The organism is Clostridium sp. Cult2, assembly GCF_021655075.1.
In the GTDB taxonomy this organism is placed as follows: domain Bacteria; phylum Bacillota; class Clostridia; order Tissierellales; family Tepidimicrobiaceae; genus Schnuerera.
Window position 1 is genome coordinate 1 of sequence record NZ_PPXX01000044.1, and the last position, 21,683, is coordinate 21,683.

Annotated in this window: 19 protein-coding genes and 2 other annotated features; all 19 genes read left to right on the forward strand. The window is 32.1% G+C overall.

Annotation, left to right across the window (positions count from 1 at the left end; all coding sequences use genetic code 11):
* The coding region (locus C3E90_RS04655; protein WP_236914504.1) for a sigma-E processing peptidase SpoIIGA at positions 1-793 on the forward strand (793 nt) is incomplete at its 5' end.
* A gap of 32 nt (positions 794-825) precedes the next feature.
* A complete protein-coding gene (sigE, locus tag C3E90_RS04660) occupies positions 826-1,518 on the forward strand; it encodes an RNA polymerase sporulation sigma factor SigE (RefSeq protein ID WP_236914521.1) in 693 nt (230 codons plus the stop codon).
* Positions 1,519-1,692: 174 nt separating this feature from the next.
* A complete protein-coding gene (gene sigG / locus C3E90_RS04665) occupies positions 1,693-2,466 on the forward strand; it encodes an RNA polymerase sporulation sigma factor SigG (RefSeq protein ID WP_236914505.1) in 774 nt (257 codons plus the stop codon).
* 89 nt (positions 2,467-2,555) lie between these two features.
* A complete protein-coding gene (locus tag C3E90_RS04670; RefSeq protein ID WP_236914506.1) occupies positions 2,556-2,798 on the forward strand; it encodes a YlmC/YmxH family sporulation protein in 243 nt (80 codons plus the stop codon).
* Between the two features lie 68 nt (positions 2,799-2,866).
* On the forward strand, positions 2,867-3,322 hold the full coding sequence (gene nrdR, locus C3E90_RS04675; protein WP_236914507.1) for a transcriptional regulator NrdR: 456 nt from the start codon (positions 2,867-2,869) through the stop codon (positions 3,320-3,322).
* A 21-nt stretch (positions 3,323-3,343) separates the two neighbouring features.
* The gene (gene pgeF, locus C3E90_RS04680) at positions 3,344-4,105 is read left to right on the forward strand and encodes a peptidoglycan editing factor PgeF (RefSeq protein WP_236914508.1); all 762 of its coding nucleotides are present in this window, start codon (positions 3,344-3,346) and stop codon (positions 4,103-4,105) included.
* Between the two features lie 11 nt (positions 4,106-4,116).
* Positions 4,117-5,532 (forward strand): sigma-54 interaction domain-containing protein, encoded by a 1,416-nt coding sequence (locus tag C3E90_RS04685; RefSeq protein WP_236914509.1) that lies wholly within the window; start codon positions 4,117-4,119, stop codon positions 5,530-5,532.
* Between the two features lie 186 nt (positions 5,533-5,718).
* Positions 5,719-6,765 (forward strand): 2,4-diaminopentanoate dehydrogenase, encoded by a 1,047-nt coding sequence (gene ord / locus C3E90_RS04690; protein ID WP_236914510.1) that lies wholly within the window; start codon positions 5,719-5,721, stop codon positions 6,763-6,765.
* Between the two features lie 56 nt (positions 6,766-6,821).
* Positions 6,822-7,127, forward strand: coding sequence for a 2-amino-4-oxopentanoate thiolase subunit OrtA (gene ortA, locus C3E90_RS04695; protein ID WP_236914511.1), 306 nt, complete (start codon positions 6,822-6,824; stop codon positions 7,125-7,127).
* A 1-nt stretch (position 7,128) separates the two neighbouring features.
* A complete protein-coding gene (gene ortB / locus C3E90_RS04700; RefSeq protein ID WP_236914512.1) occupies positions 7,129-8,547 on the forward strand; it encodes a 2-amino-4-oxopentanoate thiolase subunit OrtB in 1,419 nt (472 codons plus the stop codon).
* 11 nt (positions 8,548-8,558) lie between these two features.
* Complete coding sequence (locus tag C3E90_RS04705) at positions 8,559-8,924, forward strand: ornithine aminomutase subunit alpha (RefSeq protein ID WP_236914513.1); 366 nt, start codon at positions 8,559-8,561, stop codon at positions 8,922-8,924.
* Positions 8,924-11,140 (forward strand): D-ornithine 4,5-aminomutase subunit OraE, encoded by a 2,217-nt coding sequence (gene oraE, locus C3E90_RS04710; protein WP_236914514.1) that lies wholly within the window; start codon positions 8,924-8,926, stop codon positions 11,138-11,140. Before C3E90_RS04705 ends, oraE begins: the two co-directional genes overlap by 1 nt.
* Entirely contained in the window at positions 11,127-12,485 is a 1,359-nt protein-coding gene (locus tag C3E90_RS04715) for a GlmL-related ornithine degradation protein (RefSeq protein ID WP_336513009.1), read from the forward strand. Before oraE ends, C3E90_RS04715 begins: the two co-directional genes overlap by 14 nt.
* 81 nt (positions 12,486-12,566) lie before the next feature.
* Positions 12,567-13,634: an ornithine racemase Orr gene (orr, locus tag C3E90_RS04720; protein WP_236914515.1), complete on the forward strand. Its 1,068-nt coding sequence runs from the start codon at positions 12,567-12,569 to the stop codon at positions 13,632-13,634.
* Positions 13,635-13,771: 137 nt separating this feature from the next.
* A complete protein-coding gene (locus C3E90_RS04725; protein WP_236914516.1) occupies positions 13,772-15,097 on the forward strand; it encodes a replication-associated recombination protein A in 1,326 nt (441 codons plus the stop codon).
* A 24-nt stretch (positions 15,098-15,121) separates the two neighbouring features.
* Positions 15,122-15,352, forward strand: a binding site (T-box leader).
* Between the two features lie 48 nt (positions 15,353-15,400).
* The gene (asnS, locus tag C3E90_RS04730) at positions 15,401-16,789 is read left to right on the forward strand and encodes an asparagine--tRNA ligase (protein WP_236914517.1); all 1,389 of its coding nucleotides are present in this window, start codon (positions 15,401-15,403) and stop codon (positions 16,787-16,789) included.
* A gap of 129 nt (positions 16,790-16,918) precedes the next feature.
* Positions 16,919-17,129: a binding site (T-box leader), on the forward strand.
* 45 nt (positions 17,130-17,174) lie between these two features.
* Positions 17,175-19,586 (forward strand): leucine--tRNA ligase, encoded by a 2,412-nt coding sequence (leuS, locus tag C3E90_RS04735; RefSeq protein WP_236914518.1) that lies wholly within the window; start codon positions 17,175-17,177, stop codon positions 19,584-19,586.
* Between the two features lie 73 nt (positions 19,587-19,659).
* Positions 19,660-20,487, forward strand: coding sequence for a DegV family protein (locus tag C3E90_RS04740; protein WP_236914519.1), 828 nt, complete (start codon positions 19,660-19,662; stop codon positions 20,485-20,487).
* Between the two features lie 78 nt (positions 20,488-20,565).
* Positions 20,566-21,522 carry an L-threonine 3-dehydrogenase gene (locus C3E90_RS04745; protein ID WP_236914520.1) on the forward strand — a complete coding sequence of 319 codons (957 nt, stop codon included), beginning with the start codon at positions 20,566-20,568 and terminating at the stop codon, positions 21,520-21,522.
* Positions 21,523-21,683: the final 161 nt, after the last annotated feature.

Here is a 21,683-nt window from a genome sequence, read left to right on the forward strand (position 1 = left end):
ATTGTTAATTGCTTCATTAGTAGGATCAATTTACACATTAGTAGTATTTTTCCCATCTTTGCAATTCATGGGGAAATTCATAATTAAATTTTCTGTTTCTATTTTAATGATTGTATTGGCTTTCAACCCTGAAAAATTAAAAATCTTTTTAAGACAATTGTCAACGTTCTATTTAACATCTTTTGTATTTGCAGGTACTGTAATTGGAATATTTTATATATTGAATAATAGATTTATTGTATCTAAATTTTCATTTAAAAACTCTAGTGAATTATATAAGTTTTTAACTATTGGTATAGGTTTGGGAATTATTTTGATTAGAAATATTCTTAAAAATCATTTAATTAGAATCGGTAGAGAAAATTGTTTAACTAATGTAACCATAAGTTTAAATAATAAAAAAACCGATTTGGTAGCATTGATTGATACTGGAAATTCTCTAAAGGAACCAATATCACAAAAACCAGTTATAATAGCTGAATATAATGCTTTAAAAACCATACTTCCTGAGCTAGTTAAAAATGTTTATTTGGAGAATAAAGATCTGGATTTAAACTTTATTGCAAAAATTATGGAGGAGATAGGAGATGAAATTAATTTAAGATTGATTCCCTTCAAATCATTAGGAAATAATAATGGTATATTAATTGGATTTGTACCAGATAGCATAAAAGTTTATTTAGACAATGAAACAAAGAAATTGAAAGATGATATTATAGTTGCTATATATAATGATAAATTGGCAACGGATGAACAATACAATGGATTATTACATCCAGAAATATTAGGTTAGGGGGAGAGGATTTGAAAGAGAAACTAATTAAAATAAAACTGTTTTTTTACAAGCTATTAATAAAGTATAGATTGCTGGATACCATTTATTATATAGGTAGTGGAGAAGTTCTTCCACCACCATTAAAACCTGAAGAAGAAAGTTATTTTTTAAAAAGGTTAAAATATGATGATAGCATAAAAAGTATATTAATTGAAAGAAATTTGAGATTGGTTGTTTACATTGCAAGGAAATTTGAAAATACAGGTATATGTATTGAAGATTTAATATCAATTGGTACTATAGGATTAATTAAGGCGGTAAATACATTCAACCCAGATAAAAACATAAAGCTTGCTACCTATGCTTCTAAATGTATAGAGAATGAGATACTTATGTATTTGAGACGTAACAATAAATTAAGATCTGAAGTATCATTAGATGAACCACTAAATGTGGATTGGGATGGAAATGAATTGTTATTATCGGATATTTTAGGAACAGAAGGAGATATCATTTTTAAATTCCTAGAGGAAGAAGTAGATAAGGAGTTGCTAAATCAAGCTATTAGTAAGCTTTCTGGACGAGAGAAGACTATAGTAGAATTGCGTTTTGGTCTTAAAAATGGAAAAGAAAGAACGCAAAAAGAAGTGGCTGATATACTAGGTATATCCCAATCATATATATCTAGATTAGAAAAAAGAATAATAAAGAGGTTAAAAAAAGAAATGATAAGACTAATGTGACAGAAGATTAACTTCTGTCACATTTTTATTAAATTAAAAAATATTACAAGATACTCATATGATGAATGTTCAAATAAATGGATGGTATTACCAAATTAAAAACTGAATAAAATAATCAAAGGAGGCAATAATTTTAATTGAAAAGGGGCAAAACATGGGAAAGGAATGAAGACGGTGCACACAAACAAAGTAGAAATTTGTGGGGTAAATACTTCAAAATTACCTGTACTCACAAACGAAGAAATGCAGAAACTATTTATTAAAATAAAGGCAGGAGATATGAAGGCTAGAGAAGAATTTATTCAAGGCAATTTGAGATTGGTTTTAAGTATAATTCAAAGATTTAATAGAAGAGGAGAAAATGTAGATGATTTATTTCAAGTTGGATGTATTGGGCTAATAAAGGCAATAGATAATTTTGATTTGAGTCAAAATGTAAGATTTTCTACCTATGCTGTACCTATGATTATTGGTGAGATAAGAAGATATCTGAGGGATAACAATTCTATAAGAGTAAGTAGATCATTAAGAGATATAGCTTATAAAGCTCTACAGGCTAGAGATCAGCTAATAAATAAAAATCTCAAGGAACCAACTATTATGGAAATTGCAGAAGAGTTAAATATGCCAAAAGAAGAAGTAGTTTTTGCCCTAGATGCAATTCAAGAACCTATATCCTTATTTGAGCCTATCTATCATGATAGTGGAGATGCAATATATGTTATGGATCAGGTTAAAGATGAAAAGTCAGAAGATGAAGTGTGGCTTCAAGGAATTGCTATAAGAGATGCCATAAGTAAACTCAATAAAAGAGAAAAACTAATATTGAATCTTAGATTTTATGAAGGGAAAACTCAGATGGAAGTAGCAGAAGAAATTGGGATTTCACAAGCTCAAGTTTCAAGATTAGAGAAAAATGCATTAAGACAGATGAGAAAGCTAATATAACAAGAATCATTACCCTGCTAAATATTAGGTATATTTTAGATAAAGATTTAAATATATATAATAATGAATACATGAAAAGAGGTGGGGTAATGATTAATTTATCAGAGATGAAAGAAAAAGAAGTGATAAATATAAGGGATGGAGCTAAAATAGGTTTTATATACGATTTTGAAATAGACTTAGAAAACGGGAAAGTAGTTGCAGCAATAATACCAGGGCCCGGGAAAATACTAGGATTATTTGGTAAGAATAAAGACCTGGTAATAGATTGGAGAAAAATAGTTCGGATTGGTGCAGATGCAATATTGATAGATATAGAAATGGAATTATAGCAACGAATTAGACAATTGAAAAGGGATATATTATAATCAAATTGAAGATAGAGATGGGAGGTGTAAAAATGAATTGCCCATATTGCAATTACTATGAGAGTAAAGTTGTAGATTCAAGGCCTACTGATGAGGGACAAGCTATTAGGAGAAGAAGAGAATGTTTAAGATGTTCTAAAAGATTTACAACCTATGAAAAGATTGAAAAAATACCTTTGATTGTGGTAAAAAAAGATGGAAATAGGCAACCTTACGATAGGAATAAAGTTTTAAGTGGGATTTTGAAGGCCTGTGAAAAAAGGCCAGTACCAATAAATTTAATTGAAGAAACTGTGGATGAAATTGAAAAGGAATTATATAATTCTATGGAAAAAGAAGTGACCAGTCAACATATTGGAGAGATGATTATGAATAGACTTAAAGAAATTGATGAAGTTTCCTATGTAAGATTTGCTTCAGTATATAGACAGTTTAAAGATATAAATACTTTTATGGAAGAGCTAAACAAACTATTGAATGAAGGCTAAATAATATTTATGAGGTGAGCTATGACCATTACAGAAAAGTATCATAATGAAAATTTATACTATCAATTTAAAAAATTTAATGATATTGATAATGTTAATCATCTTTTTACATCCAGAATAGGTTGGAATAAAGAAAATTTACAAAGTAATATATCAGATATATTTCATATTTCTATAGATAGGATTGTGAGTGTAAACCAAGTTCATGGCACTAATATTAAAATTGTAGATTCAGAATTAATAAACTCGAAAATGGCATTAAGTCTAGAGGTAGATGGATTGATAACAGATATTCCCAATGTTGTGCTTACAACCTACCATGCAGATTGTGTTCCTATTTACTTTTTAGATATAGCAAAGAAAATTATTGGTATTGCTCATGGAGGATGGAGAGGAACTTTTGATAATATAAGTGGTAAAATGATAGATACAATGAAGAATAAATATGATTCAAACACTAAGGATATACTAGTTGGAATAGGTCCTTCTATTGGTCCCTGTTGTTATGAGGTTGGCAAGGATTTAGGTGAGAAATTTAGTGAAAGATATAATAGATTTCACGATATAATAATTAGGAATGGAAAAATATTTTTAGATTTATGGAAAATTAATTATTTACAAATTGAAGAAAAGGGTATTCCCAAAGAAAATATTATATTATCTAATATCTGTACTAGCTGTGAAATAGATAAGTTTTACTCCTATAGAAAGGAAAAGGGTACTAATAATAGAATGGTTGCTGCTATTGGATTGGTTGAAGACTTCAATGATAAAATTATATAGAGGATGATATTATGGATAAAATCGACTTAAATCTAATTGTACTGCAAAATATTTTGCACCATACAGATATAGGAATACATGTAATAGATAAAAATAGAAAAACTATATTGTATAATGAGGCTATGGCAAAATTAGAAGGATTAAAAATAGAACAAGTGATAGATAAAGATCTTTTAGATATATTTCCAAGTTTAAATGAAGAAACATCAACTCTGATAAAAGTACTAACTAGGAAAGAATCTATATTGGATAAGACTCAAAGCTATATTAATTTTAAAGGTCAGAATATTGTTTCTATAAATTCAACTATTCCCTTATTTTTTAATGGAGAAATAGTTGGAGCATTGGAAATAGCCAAGGATATAACCTATATTAAGAAATTATCAGACAAACTTATAGATTTGCAGCAGGAATTAAAAACTATAAATGGCAAAGGATATAATAAGGATAAAATAAAAAACTATACTTTCAAAGATATAATTGGTAGTAATGAAAAGATGATTAAAGCTATTGAAATTGCTAGGAGGGCTGCTTTTTCACCCTCATCTGTATTAATATATGGGGAAACTGGGACAGGAAAGGAATTGTTTGCCCAGAGTATCCACTATGGTGGTAGTAGAAGAAACAAACCTTTTATTGCACAAAATTGTGCTTCCATCCCAGAAACTTTACTAGAAGGAATTCTATTTGGAACTGAAAAAGGTGGATTTACTGGCGCTGTTGAAAGGGAAGGGATTTTTCAACAAGCCAATGGTGGTACACTGTTATTAGATGAAATTAATTCTATGTCCCATGGGTTACAGGCAAAGCTATTGAGAGTTCTTCAAGAAGGTTATATCCGGCGTATAGGGGGAATAAAGGACATACCAATAGATGTAAAAGTAATTGCAACAACCAATGAGGAACCGTTGAAGAGCATTGAAAATGGTACTTTAAGAAAGGATTTGTATTATAGATTAAATGTTATATATATAGATATCCCTCCTTTAAGAGAAAGAAAGGACGATATATCAACATTAGCTAATCATTTTATTACCAAATATAATTATTTATTGGGTAGAGTTATTGTTGGTATAGATGAAGAAGTATTAGAGTCTTTTTATAAATATTCTTGGCCAGGTAATGTAAGGGAGCTTGAAAATTCCATCGAAGGAGCTATGAACTATGCCCCAAGTAGTAGAAAACACTTACAAAGGGGAGATTTTGTCTCTTGTTCTAAAATATTTAGTAATAAAAATATAATTATGAATGATATTATTAATATTAATAGTCCTTTACCTGATGTTATAGAGGAGATAGAAAAGAAAATAATCATACAATTTTTAGAAGATAATCAGCATAATGTTTCAAAGACTGCAAGAGAATTAGGTATTAAAAGACAAACTTTACAACATAAGATAAAAAAATATCTACTAAAAGCAAAATAGTTTGCAGGAACATGCAAACTATTTTGCTATTTAAAATATATTTACATAAAAAATGGCAATATATAGATGATATTACCTATAATGTTGTAAATTATCAGGTAAAATTTATTGGCAAGGAATTTGCATTAAATAATTAATGAGAGATTAGTTCATTGAATATTGAAATTAAATTATGGAGGTGTTCTTATGAGAAAAGAAAATGTAAAGGTAATACTTTGGGGAATAGGTGCAATGGGAAAAGGAATGGCAGAAATGCTTTTGAACAAGAAAGGTGTAGAAATAGTAGGGGTAGTAGGCAGGACTCATAGACTTGGTAAAAGTATGTATGAGTATCTAGATGTAGAAAGAGGAGAGAGACCAGATGTTATTATAGGAGAATATCATGAAATAATAACTGAAAAAGCAGCAGATATTGTATTAATTGCTACTGACTCTTTTACAAGAGATACCTTTGACAAAATAAAATATTGTCTAGAAAATAAAATAAATGTTATTTCTACTGCGGAAGAAATGGCTTATCCTCAGGCCCAAGAAACAGAGCTTGCAAAAGAAATGGATAGAATAGCTAAAGAAAATAAAGTATCTGTATTAGGTACTGGAATAAATCCAGGTCTAATAATGGATTTGCTAGTAATTACATTAACTGGAGCTTGTATTGATGTAGATAGCATTAAAGCAGAAAGGATTAACAATCTTTCACCTTTTGGACCAGCAGTTATGCATGGACAAGGCGTAGGATTAACAGTAGAGGAATTTAATAGTAGAGTTAAAGAAAACGATCTAGCAGGCCATGTAGGATTTCCTGAATCTATCACTATGATTGCAGATGCATTAGGATGGAAATTAAGCGATGAAATTGAATTAAGTAGAGAGCCAATAGTTTCCAATGTATATAGAAAAGCTCCTTATGCTGAAGTTAAAGCTGGAGATGTAGCAGGTTGTAATATGAAAGGATATGGGAAAGTAGATGGAGAATTAAAAATTGAAATGGTACATCCTCAACAAGTTGAACCTCAACTAGAAGGTGGAACTACTGGAGATTATATTACTATTAAGGGTACTCCTGATATAAACATGTCCATTAAGCCTGAAGTTCCAGGAGGGATTGGAACAATTGCGATGTGTGTTAACATGATTCCCCATGTCATCAATGCATCACCAGGGCTTAAAACTATGATAGATTTACCAGTACCAAGAGCCATCATGGGTGATATGAGGGATTTAATCGACTAACGGTAGTGGGGATTTTTATGTTGCCTAATTATAAATTTAGAGAGGAAGGGATATAAGTGGATGCTAAAAAAGGTGATTGGGTAAGAATTCATAATATAGTTCTAGAGGTAGGAGAAAGAGCTCCTAATATTCCAGAAGATACTCAAAATGTTCCCTTAGAATTATGGAATAAAGGTTTTTTGCTAAATGATGGAGCCAATATTGGAGATAAGGTAGAAGTTGAAACCTATATTGGAAGGAAGATAGAAGGTACTTTAATTGAAGTAAATCCATACTATGAGCATGACTTTGGTAAATGCGTACCTGAGCTACTATATATTGGCAAACAAGTGCGTAGCTTATTAGAAGAGGATGGTGAATAATATGGCTAAGGATATAAGTTTTGAAGCTGTAATGGCTAGAAATAGCGAGATAATGAAAAAAGCAGTTGGTATTGATTATAATATTTTTGAATCCGGTAGCATTGCTTTTGATTATGAAAAAATGATGAGGGAAACTGGATATAGTCTACAGGAAATAGAAGCAATACAAAAGGAAACTGGTGTTGGAAACACTCCAATATATGAACTACGTAATTTAACAAAACTAGCAAGAAAGTATGCGCCAGATGGAAAAGGAGCAAGGATATTTATTAAAGATGAAGCAGCTAATCCTTCTGGAAGTTTTAAAGCAAGAAGGGCAGCAACTAGCTGTTATCATGCAGAAAAGTTAGGTTATAAAGGTGTTATAGCTGCTACTAGTGGTAATTATGGTGCTGCAGTTGCTAGTCAAGCTGCTATGAGAGGTTTAAAATGTATAATTGTACAAGAAACTTATGATTCTAAAGGGTTAGGTCAACCAGAAATAGTTGAAAAAGCAAGAAAGTGTGAAGCATATGGGGCTGAAGTAGTTCAATTGACTGTGGGACCAGAATTGTTTTATACTTTCTTAGTATTATTAGAAGAAACAGGTTATTTTAATGCTTCATTATATACACCTTTTGGAATTGCAGGTGTGGAAACATTGGGTTACGAACTATCTATGCAATTTAGAGAGAGGGAAGGAAGAGATCCAGATGTAGTTGTAATAACTAATGCTGGTGGTGGTAATTTAACTGGAACTGCAAGAGGGTTAATAAAAGCTGGTGCTGATGATACTCAAATTGTGGGGGCAAGTGTGAGTCTTCAAGGCCTTCATATGGCTAGTGATACTCAATTTAATAAAAAATCCTTTACAACTGGTCACACAGGATTTGGAATTCCTTTTGCTACTTGGCCAGATAGATCAGATGTGCCTAGATCTGCTGCAAGACCACTTCGATACATGGATAGATATGTCACTGTAAACCAAGGGTCAGTATTTTACATGACAGAGGTGTTGGCACAATTAGAGGGCTTGGAAAGAGGACCTGCTGGTAATATATCTTTAGCAGCGGCATTTAAATTAGCTCAAGAATTAGATAAAGACAAAATTGTTGTAGTACAGGAAACTGAATACACCGGTGCAGGAAAACATATTCAACCTCAATTGACTTTTGCTAAGGAAAACGGTATAGAAGTATTAATAGGTGATCCTTCAAAAGAAACACCTGGTAAGAATATTATATTACCAAAGAATCCAGGATACATTAATATTGAAGATATTGATTTGAATAGGACTAGAAGATCTTATATAAGAAATTGTATCCGAAATACAAAGGTGGAAAAGGTAACAAAAGAAGATTTAGAATTCCTAGTTGAAGATACAAAATCAAGGGAAGAATTTGTTAAAAAGATATTAGATGAATTTGGGGTAGAATATTAGGAGGTTAGGCTATGAAGAGAGAAGATGATTTTAAGGAAAGAAGGAAACATTTAGCTAATTTAAGTGAAAAGGAGTTAGAGAAGAGATTTTGGGAATTAGCTGAGAAAATTGTTGAACCTTTAGTAGATTTATCAGAAAAAAACACTACTCCATCTATTGAGCGATCTGTTCTATTAAGGATGGGATTCTCAAGTTTAGAATCCAAAGCTATAGTTGAAGGTGCTATTGACAGAGGTTTATTAGGAAAAGGTGCAGGGCATATAGTATTTAGATTGGCTAAGGATAAAAAAATGGATATAAGGGATGCAGGATTAAAACTAGCAGATGGAGAGATGTGGGATGAGGTACTAGATATTTTTAAAGGGGGTGAAAATTAATGAATTTGAAACCTAATGAAAAATTAGATATTGAAAACATTTTGAAAGATTTAGATAAATATAGACCTAGAAGAAGAGGATGGACTTGGAGAAAAGGTGTAGGAGAAAAAAGGCAAATGGGAAAGTTTGAGTATTATGATACATCAGAGCCCATGGAAAACAGTCAGCCCCTACCAGCAGCAAAGTATTTTAATAATATTGATCCACAATCAAAATCGGTAATAACTACAGAGATTGCCTCAGGTAGATTTGAAGATGATATTAGGCGTATGAGAATGGCAGCTTGGCATGGTGCAGACCATCTAATGGTAATTAGAACTGCTGGTCAAAGCCATTATGATGGATTGATAGAAGGTACACCTCAAGGGATTGGCGGTATACCAATTACTCGAAAGCAAGTAAGAGCTCAAAGAAAGGCATTAGATATTATCGAAGATGAAGTAGGAAGACCAATAAACTATCACTCCTACGTATCCGGGGTAGCAGGGCCTGAAATTGCAGTTATGTTTGCAGAGGAAGGAGTAAACGGTGCCCATCAAGACCCTCAATATAATGTATTATACAGAAATATAAATATGGTAAGGTCTTTTGTTGATGCAGCTAGTGCAAAAAAGATTATGGCTTGGGCAGGTATTGCACAAATTGACGGTGCACATAATGCTAATGCTACAGCTAGGGAAGCTTGGAAGGTAATGCCTGAACTTATGGTTCAACATGCTATTAACTCTATGTTTTCAGTAAAGGTTGGTATGGAAAAAGATAATATTTGTCTCTCTACTGTGCCTCCAACTGCACCACCAGCACCATGTATGAGGTTAGACTTACCTTATGCTGTTGCCTTGAGAGAACTTTTCATTGAATATAAGATGAGAGCCCAAATGAATACTAAATATATGGAATCCTCAACAAGGGAGGCTACTGTAACTCATGTTTTAAATTTATTAATTTCTCAACTAACAAGGGCAGAGATACAATCTACAATCACTCCAGACGAAGGAAGAAATGTTCCATGGCATATATATAATATTGAAGCAGTAGATACAGCTAAACAAGCTTTTGCAGGCATGGATGGATTGAATGAAATGATAGGGATAAAACGAGACCAAGGAGAATTGGCTGTAAAAGTTAGAGAATTAAAAGAGAGAGCAATATTATTTATGGAAGAAATATTGGAAGTGGGAGGATACTTTAAGGCGGTTGAAGAGGGGTTCTTTGTAGACTCTGGTTATTACCCTGAAAGAAATGGAGATGGAATAGCAAGAAAAATTAATGGAGGAATAGGCGCAGGTACTGTATTCGAAAGGGAAGAAGGCTACATGGCTCCTATAACAGCACATTTTGGATATAATAATATAGCCCAGTATGATAAGACAGCAGTGGATAATCCATCTAAATTAATTGATGGCTGTACCTTTGAAAATCCAGAAAAAATTATTTATATAGATGAATTAGATGAAAATGACAATGTCTATTTACGGTTGGAAGAAACTAAAGAATTAAGGAATACATCTAAAATTAAACCAGAGATGGAATGGTTGGGAGACGGAATAGTGTTAATGACTCTATTCTTGCCTACAGAAGAAAGGGTAGCAGAATTTGCAGCTTTAGGGATAGGTAAAAAATTAGGATTAGAAGATTGTGAGGTAATCCACAAAGAAATTATGCAGGAAGCAGAAGGAACTAGAATAGAACTTAAAGGAAGAGTTGATTTTACTATAGACATAAAAGATTTAGTTATTCCACCTAAACCAGAAATATTAACAGAAGATGAAATTAGAGAAGATATACAGAATAATTCAATGACTATAGTTGCAGGTACAGTTGGAGAAGATGAGCATTCAGTTGGATTAAGGGAGATAATAGATATTAAACATGGTGGCATAGAAAAATATGGAATAGAAAGCCATTATTTAGGCACTTCCGTTCCTGTTGAAAAACTAGTTGATGCAGCCATTGAAATTAATGCAGATGCAATTTTAGCTTCAACGATAATTAGTCATGATGATATCCACTATAAAAACATGAAAAAAATGCATGAGTTATGTATAGAGAAAGGGATAAGAGATAAGATTATTCTAATTGCAGGAGGTACTCAAGTTTCCAGAGAATTGGCTATAAAAAATGGTATGGATGCAGGTTTTGGTAGAGGTTCTAATGGTGCTCAAGTGGCAACCTTCCTAGTAAAGAAGAGAAGAGAGATGAATGATGAAAATTAATCTATTGGTTGCAGAAATAGGTAGTACAACTACAGTAATGAATGCTTTTAACTTAACCCCTTGCCCTAGTTTTGTTGGGCAAGGGCAAGCACCTACTTCAGTAGCTGAAGGAGATGTAAATATAGGTATTAAAGGTGCTATAGAAAATTTAGCCAATAATTTGGAAATAGACAAGATTGAATATGATGAGTTAATAGCAACTAGTAGCGCTGCTGGTGGCTTAAGGGTGACTGTTCATGGTTTAGTATTCGATATGACGGTTAAAGCTGCTAAAGAGGCTGCCTTAGGCGCAGGAGCTAATATTAAGTATGTTACTGCTGGTAAATTAAGGGATTCGGATTTAAGAAAGATAAAAGAAATTAATCCAAATATTATACTTATTGCTGGTGGGGTAGATTATGGAGAAAGGGATACAGCCCTATATAATTCAGAATTGATAGCCCAGTTAGATTTAAATATTCCAGTAATATATGCTGGTAATGTTGAAAACGAGCAAGAAGTTAAAGAAATTTTTAAGGGAAAAAATTCCGAACTATATGTAGTTGAAAATGTATATCCCAAAATAGATGAATTAAATATTGAACCAACTAGAGTTATTATTCAAAATGTGTTTGAAAAACATATAATCCATGCTCCTGGTATGCAAAGGGTTAGAGAATTGGTAACAGGGTCTATTATGCCAACACCAGGTGCAGTTATGGAAGCCTCAAATTTGTTATATGAAGAAATAGGGGATTTAATTACCATAGATGTAGGAGGGGCAACAACCGATGTCCATTCAGTTACTGAGGGCAGTGAAGAAATATCTAGGATATTAATAAATCCCGAGCCCTTAGCTAAAAGGACTGTAGAAGGGGATTTAGGTGTCTACGTTAATATGCATAATATAGTCAATATGGTAGGAAAAGAGGAAATATTAAAGGAACTAAACATATCTTTAGATGAATTAGAAGGCTTGTTAATAAACAATAAACCAATACCAGAGATAGAATTGGAAAAATCCTTTATAGAAAAACTTACCCTCCATGCGGTAATAACGGCTGTAAAAAGACATGCTGGTCAATTAAGACACCTATATGGACCTGGTGGTAAGAAAACTATAGCAGAAGGAAAGGATTTAACTCAAGTAAAAACTATTATTGGTACTGGCGGAGCTTTGACAAGACTACCTAATAGAATAAACATATTAAAACAAATTTCCGAAAGTGGTAAAGGCAATGAGCTTTTACCTTCTAAGGAAGCAAAAATACTTATAGACACCCAATATATAATGGCTTCCCTAGGGGTAATGTCAAAAAAATATCCTGAAGAAGCCTTAAAACTACTGAAAGATACTCTCAAATAAGACAAGGGGACGGTTCTATTGTCTTATTAGTTTTATAGAATACAGAATTATAAATTATGCATCATAAAACAGGAGGTGGCTATGTACTATCCTAAAGTAGAAATAAATATAAAAAAAATAGAACATAATGTGAATAGAATAGTTGGATTATGTAAAGCAAATGATATAGATGTAGCAGGTGTTACAAAAGTATTTTGTGGGCACCCTGAAATCACTAAAGCTTATATAAATGGTGGAATTAGCTATTTAGCAGATTCCCGAATTGAAAACTTAATAAAATTGAAAGAATTCAAATTACCTAAAATTTTGCTAAGATTACCTATGATATCTGAGGTAGAAAAAGTAGTTCAATATGCAGATATGTCCCTTAATTCTGAAATTGAAACTATAAAGGCATTATCTAAAGCTTCTATTGAAATGGGTACAATCCATAAAATAATATTGATGGTGGATTTAGGCGATTTAAGGGAAGGATACTTTGATGAAACTGAATTATACAGTGCAACAGATGAAATAATAAAATTAAAGGGTATAGAATTAGTAGGAATAGGAACTAACTTAACTTGTTATGGAGGGGTTATACCTAGTCAAGAAAATTTGGGAAGGTTGGTAAAAATAGCAAAAAATATTGAAGAAAAGTTTAATGTAGATTTTGAAATGATATCTGGTGGTAATTCAAGTAGTTTACATCTGTTATTAAAAGGTGTAAAATTACCAGATATGAATATGTTAAGATTAGGTGAATCTTTAGTATTGGGATATGAAACTGCTTATGGAAACGGAATTGAAAACACCTATAATGATGCTTTCCAATTGGTGGTGGAGATTATTGAAATAAAGGAAAAGCCATCATTACCAATTGGAGAAATAGGAAGAGATGCCTTTGGCAAGGTTCCCACATTTGAAGATATAGGTATAAGAAAAAGAATGATAGCTGCTATTGGGAAACAAGATGTGGATTTTGACACAATAATACCACTAGATGAGGGAATTAGAATATTAGGAGGAAGTAGTGATCATTTATTAATAGATGGAACCGATAGTGAAGTTAATTATAAAGTTGGAGATAAATTAAGATTTAACCTAACCTATGTTGGAATCCTAAGGACTATGACTTCGGAGTATGTAAAAAAGAATATTATATTATAAACAATTCACATATCACAATATCTATTGGGATACCTTTGGTCTCCTATTAATTCATAAATCTTAACTGTTTGACTATATATGCTATCTATTATATTATTAAGTAAAATAATAATTTAGAAAATGAATAGGTGGTAAAAATGGATTTATTTACTTTAAACATGGAAAACCAACTAAAGAAGAATGCACCATTGGCTGATAGAATGAGACCAGAGTCCATAGAGGATTTTGTTGGACAGAAGCATATTTTAGGTGAGGGGAAATTTCTAAACAGGGCTATAAAGGTAGATAGGATAACATCTATGATTTTCTATGGGCCACCGGGTACTGGTAAGACTACATTAGCTATGATAATAGCTAATTCAACTAATATGACTTTTGAAAAACTATCAGCAGTTACATCTGGAGTTAAGGATATTAGAGAAGTAATCCATAGAGCAGAAGAAGGGCTAAAACTTTACAATAAAAGGACTATTTTATTTATAGATGAAATTCATAGATTTAATAAAGCTCAACAAGATGCCTTACTTCCCTTTGTGGAAAGAGGAATCGTAATTTTAGTTGGAGCTACTACTGAAAACCCATACTTTGAAGTTAATAAAGCCCTTCTATCTAGAATGATGGTTATTCCTTTAAAACCTCTTACAAGGAAGGATATTTATGAAATAATTAAAAATGGATTAACGGATAAAGATAGAGGATTAGGAAATTATAAAGTTAATATTGACAAAGAAGCTATAGATTATTTAATAACCATATCCGATGGAGATGGAAGACTTGCTCTTAATTCATTAGAAATAGGTGTACTCTCAACTCCAAAAGATGATAAAGGTATAATCAATATAAATTTGGATACAATAAAAGAATCCATATTAGTGAAATCTGCTAAATATGATAAAGGTGGAGATGAGCATTATGATACTATTTCTGCCTTTATTAAGAGCATGAGAGGTTCAGATCCAGATGCTACATTATATTGGTTAGCTAAGATGATAAATTCAGGGGAAGATCCAAAATTTATTGCTAGAAGAATAATAATATGTGCTTCAGAAGATGTAGGAAATGCAGACCCTCAAGCTTTAAATATTGCAGTATCAGCTTTCAATGCAGTACATGTAATAGGTATCCCTGAAGGGAGAATAATACTAGCTCAAGCAGCAGTATATGTAGCTTGTGCTCCAAAAAGCAATGCAGCATATATTGGTATTGATAAAGCTTTAGATGACATAAGAAATAAGCCTATTGGCAAGGTACCAGGACATTTAAAAGATGCTTCCTATAAAGGGGCGGCAAATCTAGGACATGGCAAGGGTTATAAATATCCCCATAGTTATGATAAGGCATATGTAAAGCAACAGTATCTACCCGATGAATTTATTGGTACTAAATACTATGAACCTACAGAACATGGCTATGAGAAAACTATTAAAGAACATCTTGCAAAATTATTTGACAAAGGGAAATAATATAATTATAATATTATAAAGTCCATATGAACAGTGATAGGAAGAGTAGATATAAGAGGTAGTCCAAGGGAACTGGGGTGGAGTGGGAACCCAGTACGAAACTTATATTGAAGAACATCCTTGAGTTTCTAACCAAAATCTTATTGGAAAGTAGGCTTAGACGGAATCATACCGTTATATATGATATAAATTTATTGTATTTAGAGTGGCTATTTTTAGCAATTAGGGTGGTACCGCGAACCTTTCGTCCCTTTCAGGATGGAAGGTTTTTTTATTGAATAAAATTAGAAGGGAGTATTGAAGATGAAAATTGATATAAAAGAGATATTTAAAGAACCAGACAAATATTTTGACAATGAAATTGAGATAGAAGGATGGATTAGAACTTTAAGATCTTCCAAAAAATTTGGATTTATTGAAATCAATGATGGTACTTTTTTCAACAATTTACAGATAGTTTTTGACGAGAAATTGGAAAATTTTAAAGAAGTAGAGAAATTTCCTATAAGCAGTGCTATATGGGCGAAGGGGAGACTGGTTCAAACACCTGGTGCAAAACAACCTTTTGAAATTCAAGCAAAGGAGATAGAACTAATAGCTTATTCAGAAAAAGATTATCCCTTACAGAAAAAAAGACATACTTTTGAGTATCTTAGGACTATTGCTCATTTAAGACCAAGAAGTAATACTTTTAATGCTGTATTTAGAGTAAGGTCTTTAGCTGCCTATGCAGTTCATAAATTCTTCCAAGAAAGGAATTTTGTATACGTTCATACACCAATAATAACTGGTAGTGATGCAGAAGGTGCAGGAGAAATGTTTAAGGTTACTAACCTTGATTTAACCAAAGTGCCCTTAGATGATCATAACAAAGTAGATTATACAGAAGATTTCTTTGGAAAAGAAACCAACTTAACTGTAAGTGGTCAATTAGAGGCAGAAGCCTATGCTTTAGCTTTTAAAAATGTTTATACTTTTGGTCCTACCTTTAGGGCAGAAAACTCTAATACAGCAAGACATGCTGCAGAATTTTGGATGATAGAACCAGAAATAGCTTTTGCTGATTTAAAAGATAATATGAAATTAGCAGAAGATATGATGAAATATACAATCAAATATGTAATGGACAATGCAAAAGAAGAGATGAAATTTTTTAATTCCTTCATAGATAAGGGACTCACTCAAAGATTAGAAAACATTGTTAATTCAGATTTTGAATCTATTACTTATACTGAAGCAATTGATATTCTTAAAAAATCTGGTGAACAGTTCCAGTATCCAGTAGAATGGGGAATAGATTTGCAAACAGAGCACGAAAGATATATTTCAGAAAAAGTATTCAAAGGTCCAGTTTTTGTGACTGATTATCCCAAAGATATAAAGGCTTTCTATATGCGATTAAATGATGATGGAAAAACAGTTGCAGCTATGGATTTACTTGTGCCAGGAGTTGGAGAGATTATTGGTGGAAGTCAAAGGGAAGAAAGATTGGATATTTTAGAAAAGAGAATTGAAGAAGTGGGTATGGATAAAGAGGATTATTGGTGGTATTTAGAGTTAAGGAAATATGGTGGTACAAAACATGCAGGATATGGATTAGGATTTGAAAGGGCAATAATGTATATAACTGGGATGACTAATATTAGAGACGTTATTCCTTTTCCAAGAACAGTAAAATCAGCAGAATTTTAAGAAAAAAACATAGTATTTTTGGTTAAAATTAATTTTAAAGGATAATATTATATATAATATATATATAAAAGAAATTTATTAATCCTTGATTTTAAATAATATATCTGCTATAATACATGATAAAATCAAATACAAACTATGATAGGAAGTAGTAAGCCACAGATTGATTTTAGAGAGCTGTTAGTTGGTGAAAGACAGTATCAATTGAGGCTGAACTCGTTCTAGAGTTGTTAAGGTGAAATATAGTAGCTTTAATCGGTAAACGCCGTTACAGTTTTTAAGAGGATAGTAATACTATCAATTAGGGTGGTACCGCGGAAATATACCTTTCGTCTCTATTTTAGACGAAAGGTTTTTTGTTTTTATTACATGAGGAGGTATAAATATGAAAGATTATAGACCTAATGGAATTGAAAAGAAATGGCAAGATATCTGGGATGAAAAAAAGGTTTTTGAAACCAGTGACGATACATCAAAGCCTAAGTTTTATGCATTAATTGAATTTCCTTACCCTTCAGGACAAGGGCTACATGTTGGTCATCCAAGACCATATACTGCTTTAGATATAGTTTCAAGAAAGAGAAGATTAGAGGGGTATAATGTATTATTTCCAATGGGATGGGATGCTTTTGGATTGCCTACTGAAAACTTTGCAATTCAGCATAAAATTCATCCTAAGGAAGTTACGGAAAAGAATGTGGCAATGTTTAAAAAGCAATTAAAGTCTATAGGATTTTCCTTTGATTGGTCTAAAGAAATAAACACTACTGATCCAAACTATTACAAATGGACCCAATGGATATTTATTAAGATGTTTGAAAAGGGGTTAGCTTATAAACATGAAATGCCTATAAACTGGTGTACATCGTGTAAGGTAGGTCTTGCAAATGAAGAGGTAGTAGCAGGTGGCTGTGAAAGATGTGGTGGAGAAGTAGTAAGAAAGACTAAAAACCAATGGATGTTGAAGATTACCGAATATGCAGATAGATTAATAGATGATTTAGATACAGTTGATTATATTGATAGGGTAAAAATACAACAAACTAATTGGATTGGACGTTCTGAAGGGATGGAAGTAGATTTCAAAATTAGTGGTAAAGAGGAAGTACTAAAAGTATTTACTACCAGACCAGATACTTTATATGGGGCAACCTATATGGTTATAGCTGCTGAACATCCATTAATTGAAAAGTATAAAGATGAATTAAAAAATATAGACGAGATTATAAAATACCAGGAATACGCCAGCAAAAAATCTGACTTTGAAAGAACAGAACTATCAAAGGATAAAACAGGAGTAGAGATAAAAGGACTTAAAGCAATTAATCCAGCTACCCAGAAAGAAATACCTATATGGATATCTGATTATGTATTAATGAGTTACGGAACTGGTGCAATAATGGCAGTACCAGCTCATGATAGTAGAGACTGGGAATTTGCAAAGAAATTTAATCTTCCTATAGTAGAAGTAGTAAAAGGTGGAGATGTAGATAAGGAAGCCTATACTGATACGGACTCAGGAATACTAGTTAATTCAGAATTAATAAATGGACTGGAAGTAAAGGAAGCTATAGAAAAAATTGCTAATTGGCTAGAAAAAGAAGGCCTTGGAACAAGAAAAACCAATTATAAATTAAGAGATTGGGTCTTTTCACGTCAAAGATACTGGGGAGAACCTATACCTTTAATCTATTGTGATGATTGTGGATGGGTACCTGTACCAGAGGATGAATTACCAGTTATGTTACCAGAAGTTGAAAATTATGAACCAACAGATACAGGAGAATCACCATTGGCCAATATTACTGATTGGGTAAATACTACTTGCCCTAAATGCGGTAAAGATGCAAAAAGAGAAACGGACACTATGCCTCAATGGGCAGGTTCATCTTGGTATTTCTTAAGATATATAGATCCAAATAATAATAATGATATAGCAGGCAAGGAAAAATTAGATTATTGGATGCCTGTAGACTGGTATAATGGTGGAATGGAACATACTACACTGCATTTACTTTATTCAAGATTTTGGCATAAATTCCTTTATGATATTGGAGTGGTAAATACTAAAGAACCTTATAATAAAAGAACTTCCCATGGTATGATACTAGGTGAAAACAATGAAAAGATGTCAAAATCCAGAGGAAATGTAATTAATCCTGATGATATTGTAAATGAATATGGAGCTGATACCTTAAGAACCTATGAGATGTTTATAGGGGATTTTGAAAAATCTGTACCCTGGTCAGAAAATGGGGTAAAAGGTTGTAGAAGATTCTTAGAGAGGGTATGGAAATTACAGGATATTGTGGTAGATGGTGATGAATATTCGAAAGGTTTAGAGACTAATATTAACAAATCAATCAAAAAAGTATCTGAGGATTATGAAACTCTAAAATTCAATACAGCTATAGCTACACTGATGACCTTATTAAATGAATTTAATGATGTTGGCAAAATTACAAAGGCAGATATAAAGACCTATTTAATCCTATTGAATCCAGTTGCACCCCATATTACAGAGGAGCTATGGGAAGCCCTGGGATTTGATGGAATGCTTAACCAAAGCAAATGGCCTCAATATGATGAAGATAAAATACAAGATGAAATAATTGAAATGCCTGTACAGGTTAATGGGAAGGTTAGAGGCGTAATTATGGTAAATATTGACGATACACAAGAAATGGTTCGAGAAAAAGCAAAAGAAAATGAAAGCGTAATGAAATATTTGGAAGGAAAACAAATAATAAAAGAGATATTTGTTATGGGTAAGATATACAATGTAGTTGTAAAATAAATAAAAATATGAAATAATAGTTTTGCTATTGCTTTTAAGCAATAGCAAAACTATTTTAATTAGGAGGAATAGCATGTCTAGAATAAAGATAATAACAGATACTACCAGTTACATCACTAAAGAATTTGCTGATGAGCAGGATTTATCAATAGTACCATTAAATTATATCTTTGATGGTGTAGCTGAAAAGGAAGGATTTCCTGGTGAATTCGATGAATTCTATGAAAAATTAAAGAATACAAAGTTATTTCCTACCACATCTCAACCAGCGGCTGCAGATTTTTTAACTAGATACAAAAAAGCCTTTAATGAAGGATATGATGAGATAATAGCCATTCTTTTATCTTCTAAATTAAGCGGAACATATAATAGTGCTGTTTTAGCAAAGAATATTTTAGAGGATGAAAGGATTACTATTATAGATTCTATTCAAGCAGCTTCTAATTTAAGATTTTTAGTAGAGGATGCATTAAAGATGGCATCCATAGGAAAAACTGGGAAGGAAATAGCAGAACATCTAGAAGTTAAAAAGAAGAAAATGTATATATATTTTACAGTAGATACTTTGGAATATTTAAGAAGAGGTGGCAGACTTACAGGTGTACAATCAGCTATTGGCGAAGTATTAAATATTAAACCCATTATTCAATTAATAGATGGAGAATTGAAATTATTCGAAAAGGTAAGGGGTAAGAATAAGGCAATAAATGCTATTAGAAATAGAATACCTGATGATGTAGAAAAAATAAGTATATGCCAAATAATGAATGAGGATGAAGCACTAAAATTAAAAAAAGATTTAGAGAATAAATTTCCAAAAGTCACAGTTTCAATAGATGTACTAGGTCCTGTAATAGGATGTCATTTAGGGCCCAAAGCTATTGGATTATGTTTTTATTAGTCAATATACCATATTAGATTATAAGTATGATATAATTATATCAACAATATGATTCTAAAATTAGTGGAGGTGTTCAAAATGAGAAAAATTTTAGTTACAGGGGCATTGGGGCAAATTGGCTCTGAACTTACTATGGGTTTAAGAAAAATATATGGAAATGACAATGTAATAGCTAGTAGTAGGCGAGTCAAAGAAGGACACGAAACCCTTATGGAATCAGGAGTTTTTGAAATTGTAAATGTTACCGATGCTAAACAGTTAGTTGAGGTGGTAAGGAAGCATAAGGTAAATACTATTATCCATCTTGCAGCTATTTTATCTGCTGTAGGAGAGGAAAAACCAGCATTAGCTTGGGATGTAAATATGAATGGATTATATAATGTATTAGAAGTAGCGAGAGAAGAAAATTGTGCAGTATTCACTCCTAGCTCCATAGCTGCTTTTGGAGATTCAACACCAAAAGATAATACACCACAAGATACAATTCAACGGCCAAATACTATGTATGGAGTTACTAAGGTATCGGGAGAATTATTATGTGATTATTATTATCATAAATTTGGAGTAGATACTAGAGGAGTGCGTTTCCCCGGATTAATTTCTTATGAGACTTTACCAGGTGGTGGTACAACAGATTATGCAGTTCATATTTACTATGACGCATTAAAAAACAAAAAATACACCAGCTTTATTGATAAAGGAACCAAGATGGATATGATGTATATGCCAGATGCTTTAGATGCAATAATTAATCTTTTAGAAGCAGATCCATCTAAATTAATTCACAGGAATGCCTTTAATGTTACTGCAATGAGTTTTGAGCCTGAGGAAATTGCTACTTCTATCAGAAAGATAATTCCAGAATTTGAACTAGATTATGATGTAGACCCAGTAAGGCAAGCCATAGCAGATTCATGGCCTAATTCTTTAGATGATACAGCAGCTAGGGAAGAATGGGGCTGGAATCCAAAATACGATTTAGATGCTATGACAACAGATATGTTAGAAAAACTAAAGATAAAATTAGGGCTTTAATATATTAGAAAAGCTAGGAGAAATCCTAGCTTTTTCTTAGATTAGCTAAATATGAGTGTTTGTGGTAGTGTAAAATAATTTGTGCTTTTAGGAAATAAAATTCTCTTTTCTGGCAAGAATCTAAATAAGACCAAAACCAGAAAGGAGAATTTTTTATGGCA

Excerpts from the sequence above, each read along its gene's own strand:
- C3E90_RS04670 (WP_236914506.1), top strand. The coding sequence starts at position 2,556 with ATGATTAATTTATCAGAGATGAAAGAAAAAGAAGTGATAAATATAAGG.
- nrdR (WP_236914507.1), top strand. The coding sequence starts at position 2,867 with ATGAATTGCCCATATTGCAATTACTATGAGAGTAAAGTTGTAGATTCA.
- pgeF (WP_236914508.1), top strand. The coding sequence starts at position 3,344 with ATGACCATTACAGAAAAGTATCATAATGAAAATTTATACTATCAATTT.
- C3E90_RS04685 (WP_236914509.1), top strand. The coding sequence starts at position 4,117 with ATGGATAAAATCGACTTAAATCTAATTGTACTGCAAAATATTTTGCAC.
- ord (WP_236914510.1), top strand. The coding sequence starts at position 5,719 with ATGAGAAAAGAAAATGTAAAGGTAATACTTTGGGGAATAGGTGCAATG.
- ortB (WP_236914512.1), top strand. The coding sequence starts at position 7,129 with ATGGCTAAGGATATAAGTTTTGAAGCTGTAATGGCTAGAAATAGCGAG.
- C3E90_RS04705 (WP_236914513.1), top strand. The coding sequence starts at position 8,559 with ATGAAGAGAGAAGATGATTTTAAGGAAAGAAGGAAACATTTAGCTAAT.
- oraE (WP_236914514.1), top strand. The coding sequence starts at position 8,924 with ATGAATTTGAAACCTAATGAAAAATTAGATATTGAAAACATTTTGAAA.
- C3E90_RS04715 (WP_336513009.1), top strand. The coding sequence starts at position 11,127 with ATGATGAAAATTAATCTATTGGTTGCAGAAATAGGTAGTACAACTACA.
- orr (WP_236914515.1), top strand. The coding sequence starts at position 12,567 with ATGTACTATCCTAAAGTAGAAATAAATATAAAAAAAATAGAACATAAT.
- C3E90_RS04725 (WP_236914516.1), top strand. The coding sequence starts at position 13,772 with ATGGATTTATTTACTTTAAACATGGAAAACCAACTAAAGAAGAATGCA.
- asnS (WP_236914517.1), top strand. The coding sequence starts at position 15,401 with ATGAAAATTGATATAAAAGAGATATTTAAAGAACCAGACAAATATTTT.
- leuS (WP_236914518.1), top strand. The coding sequence starts at position 17,175 with ATGAAAGATTATAGACCTAATGGAATTGAAAAGAAATGGCAAGATATC.
- C3E90_RS04740 (WP_236914519.1), top strand. The coding sequence starts at position 19,660 with ATGTCTAGAATAAAGATAATAACAGATACTACCAGTTACATCACTAAA.
- C3E90_RS04745 (WP_236914520.1), top strand. The coding sequence starts at position 20,566 with ATGAGAAAAATTTTAGTTACAGGGGCATTGGGGCAAATTGGCTCTGAA.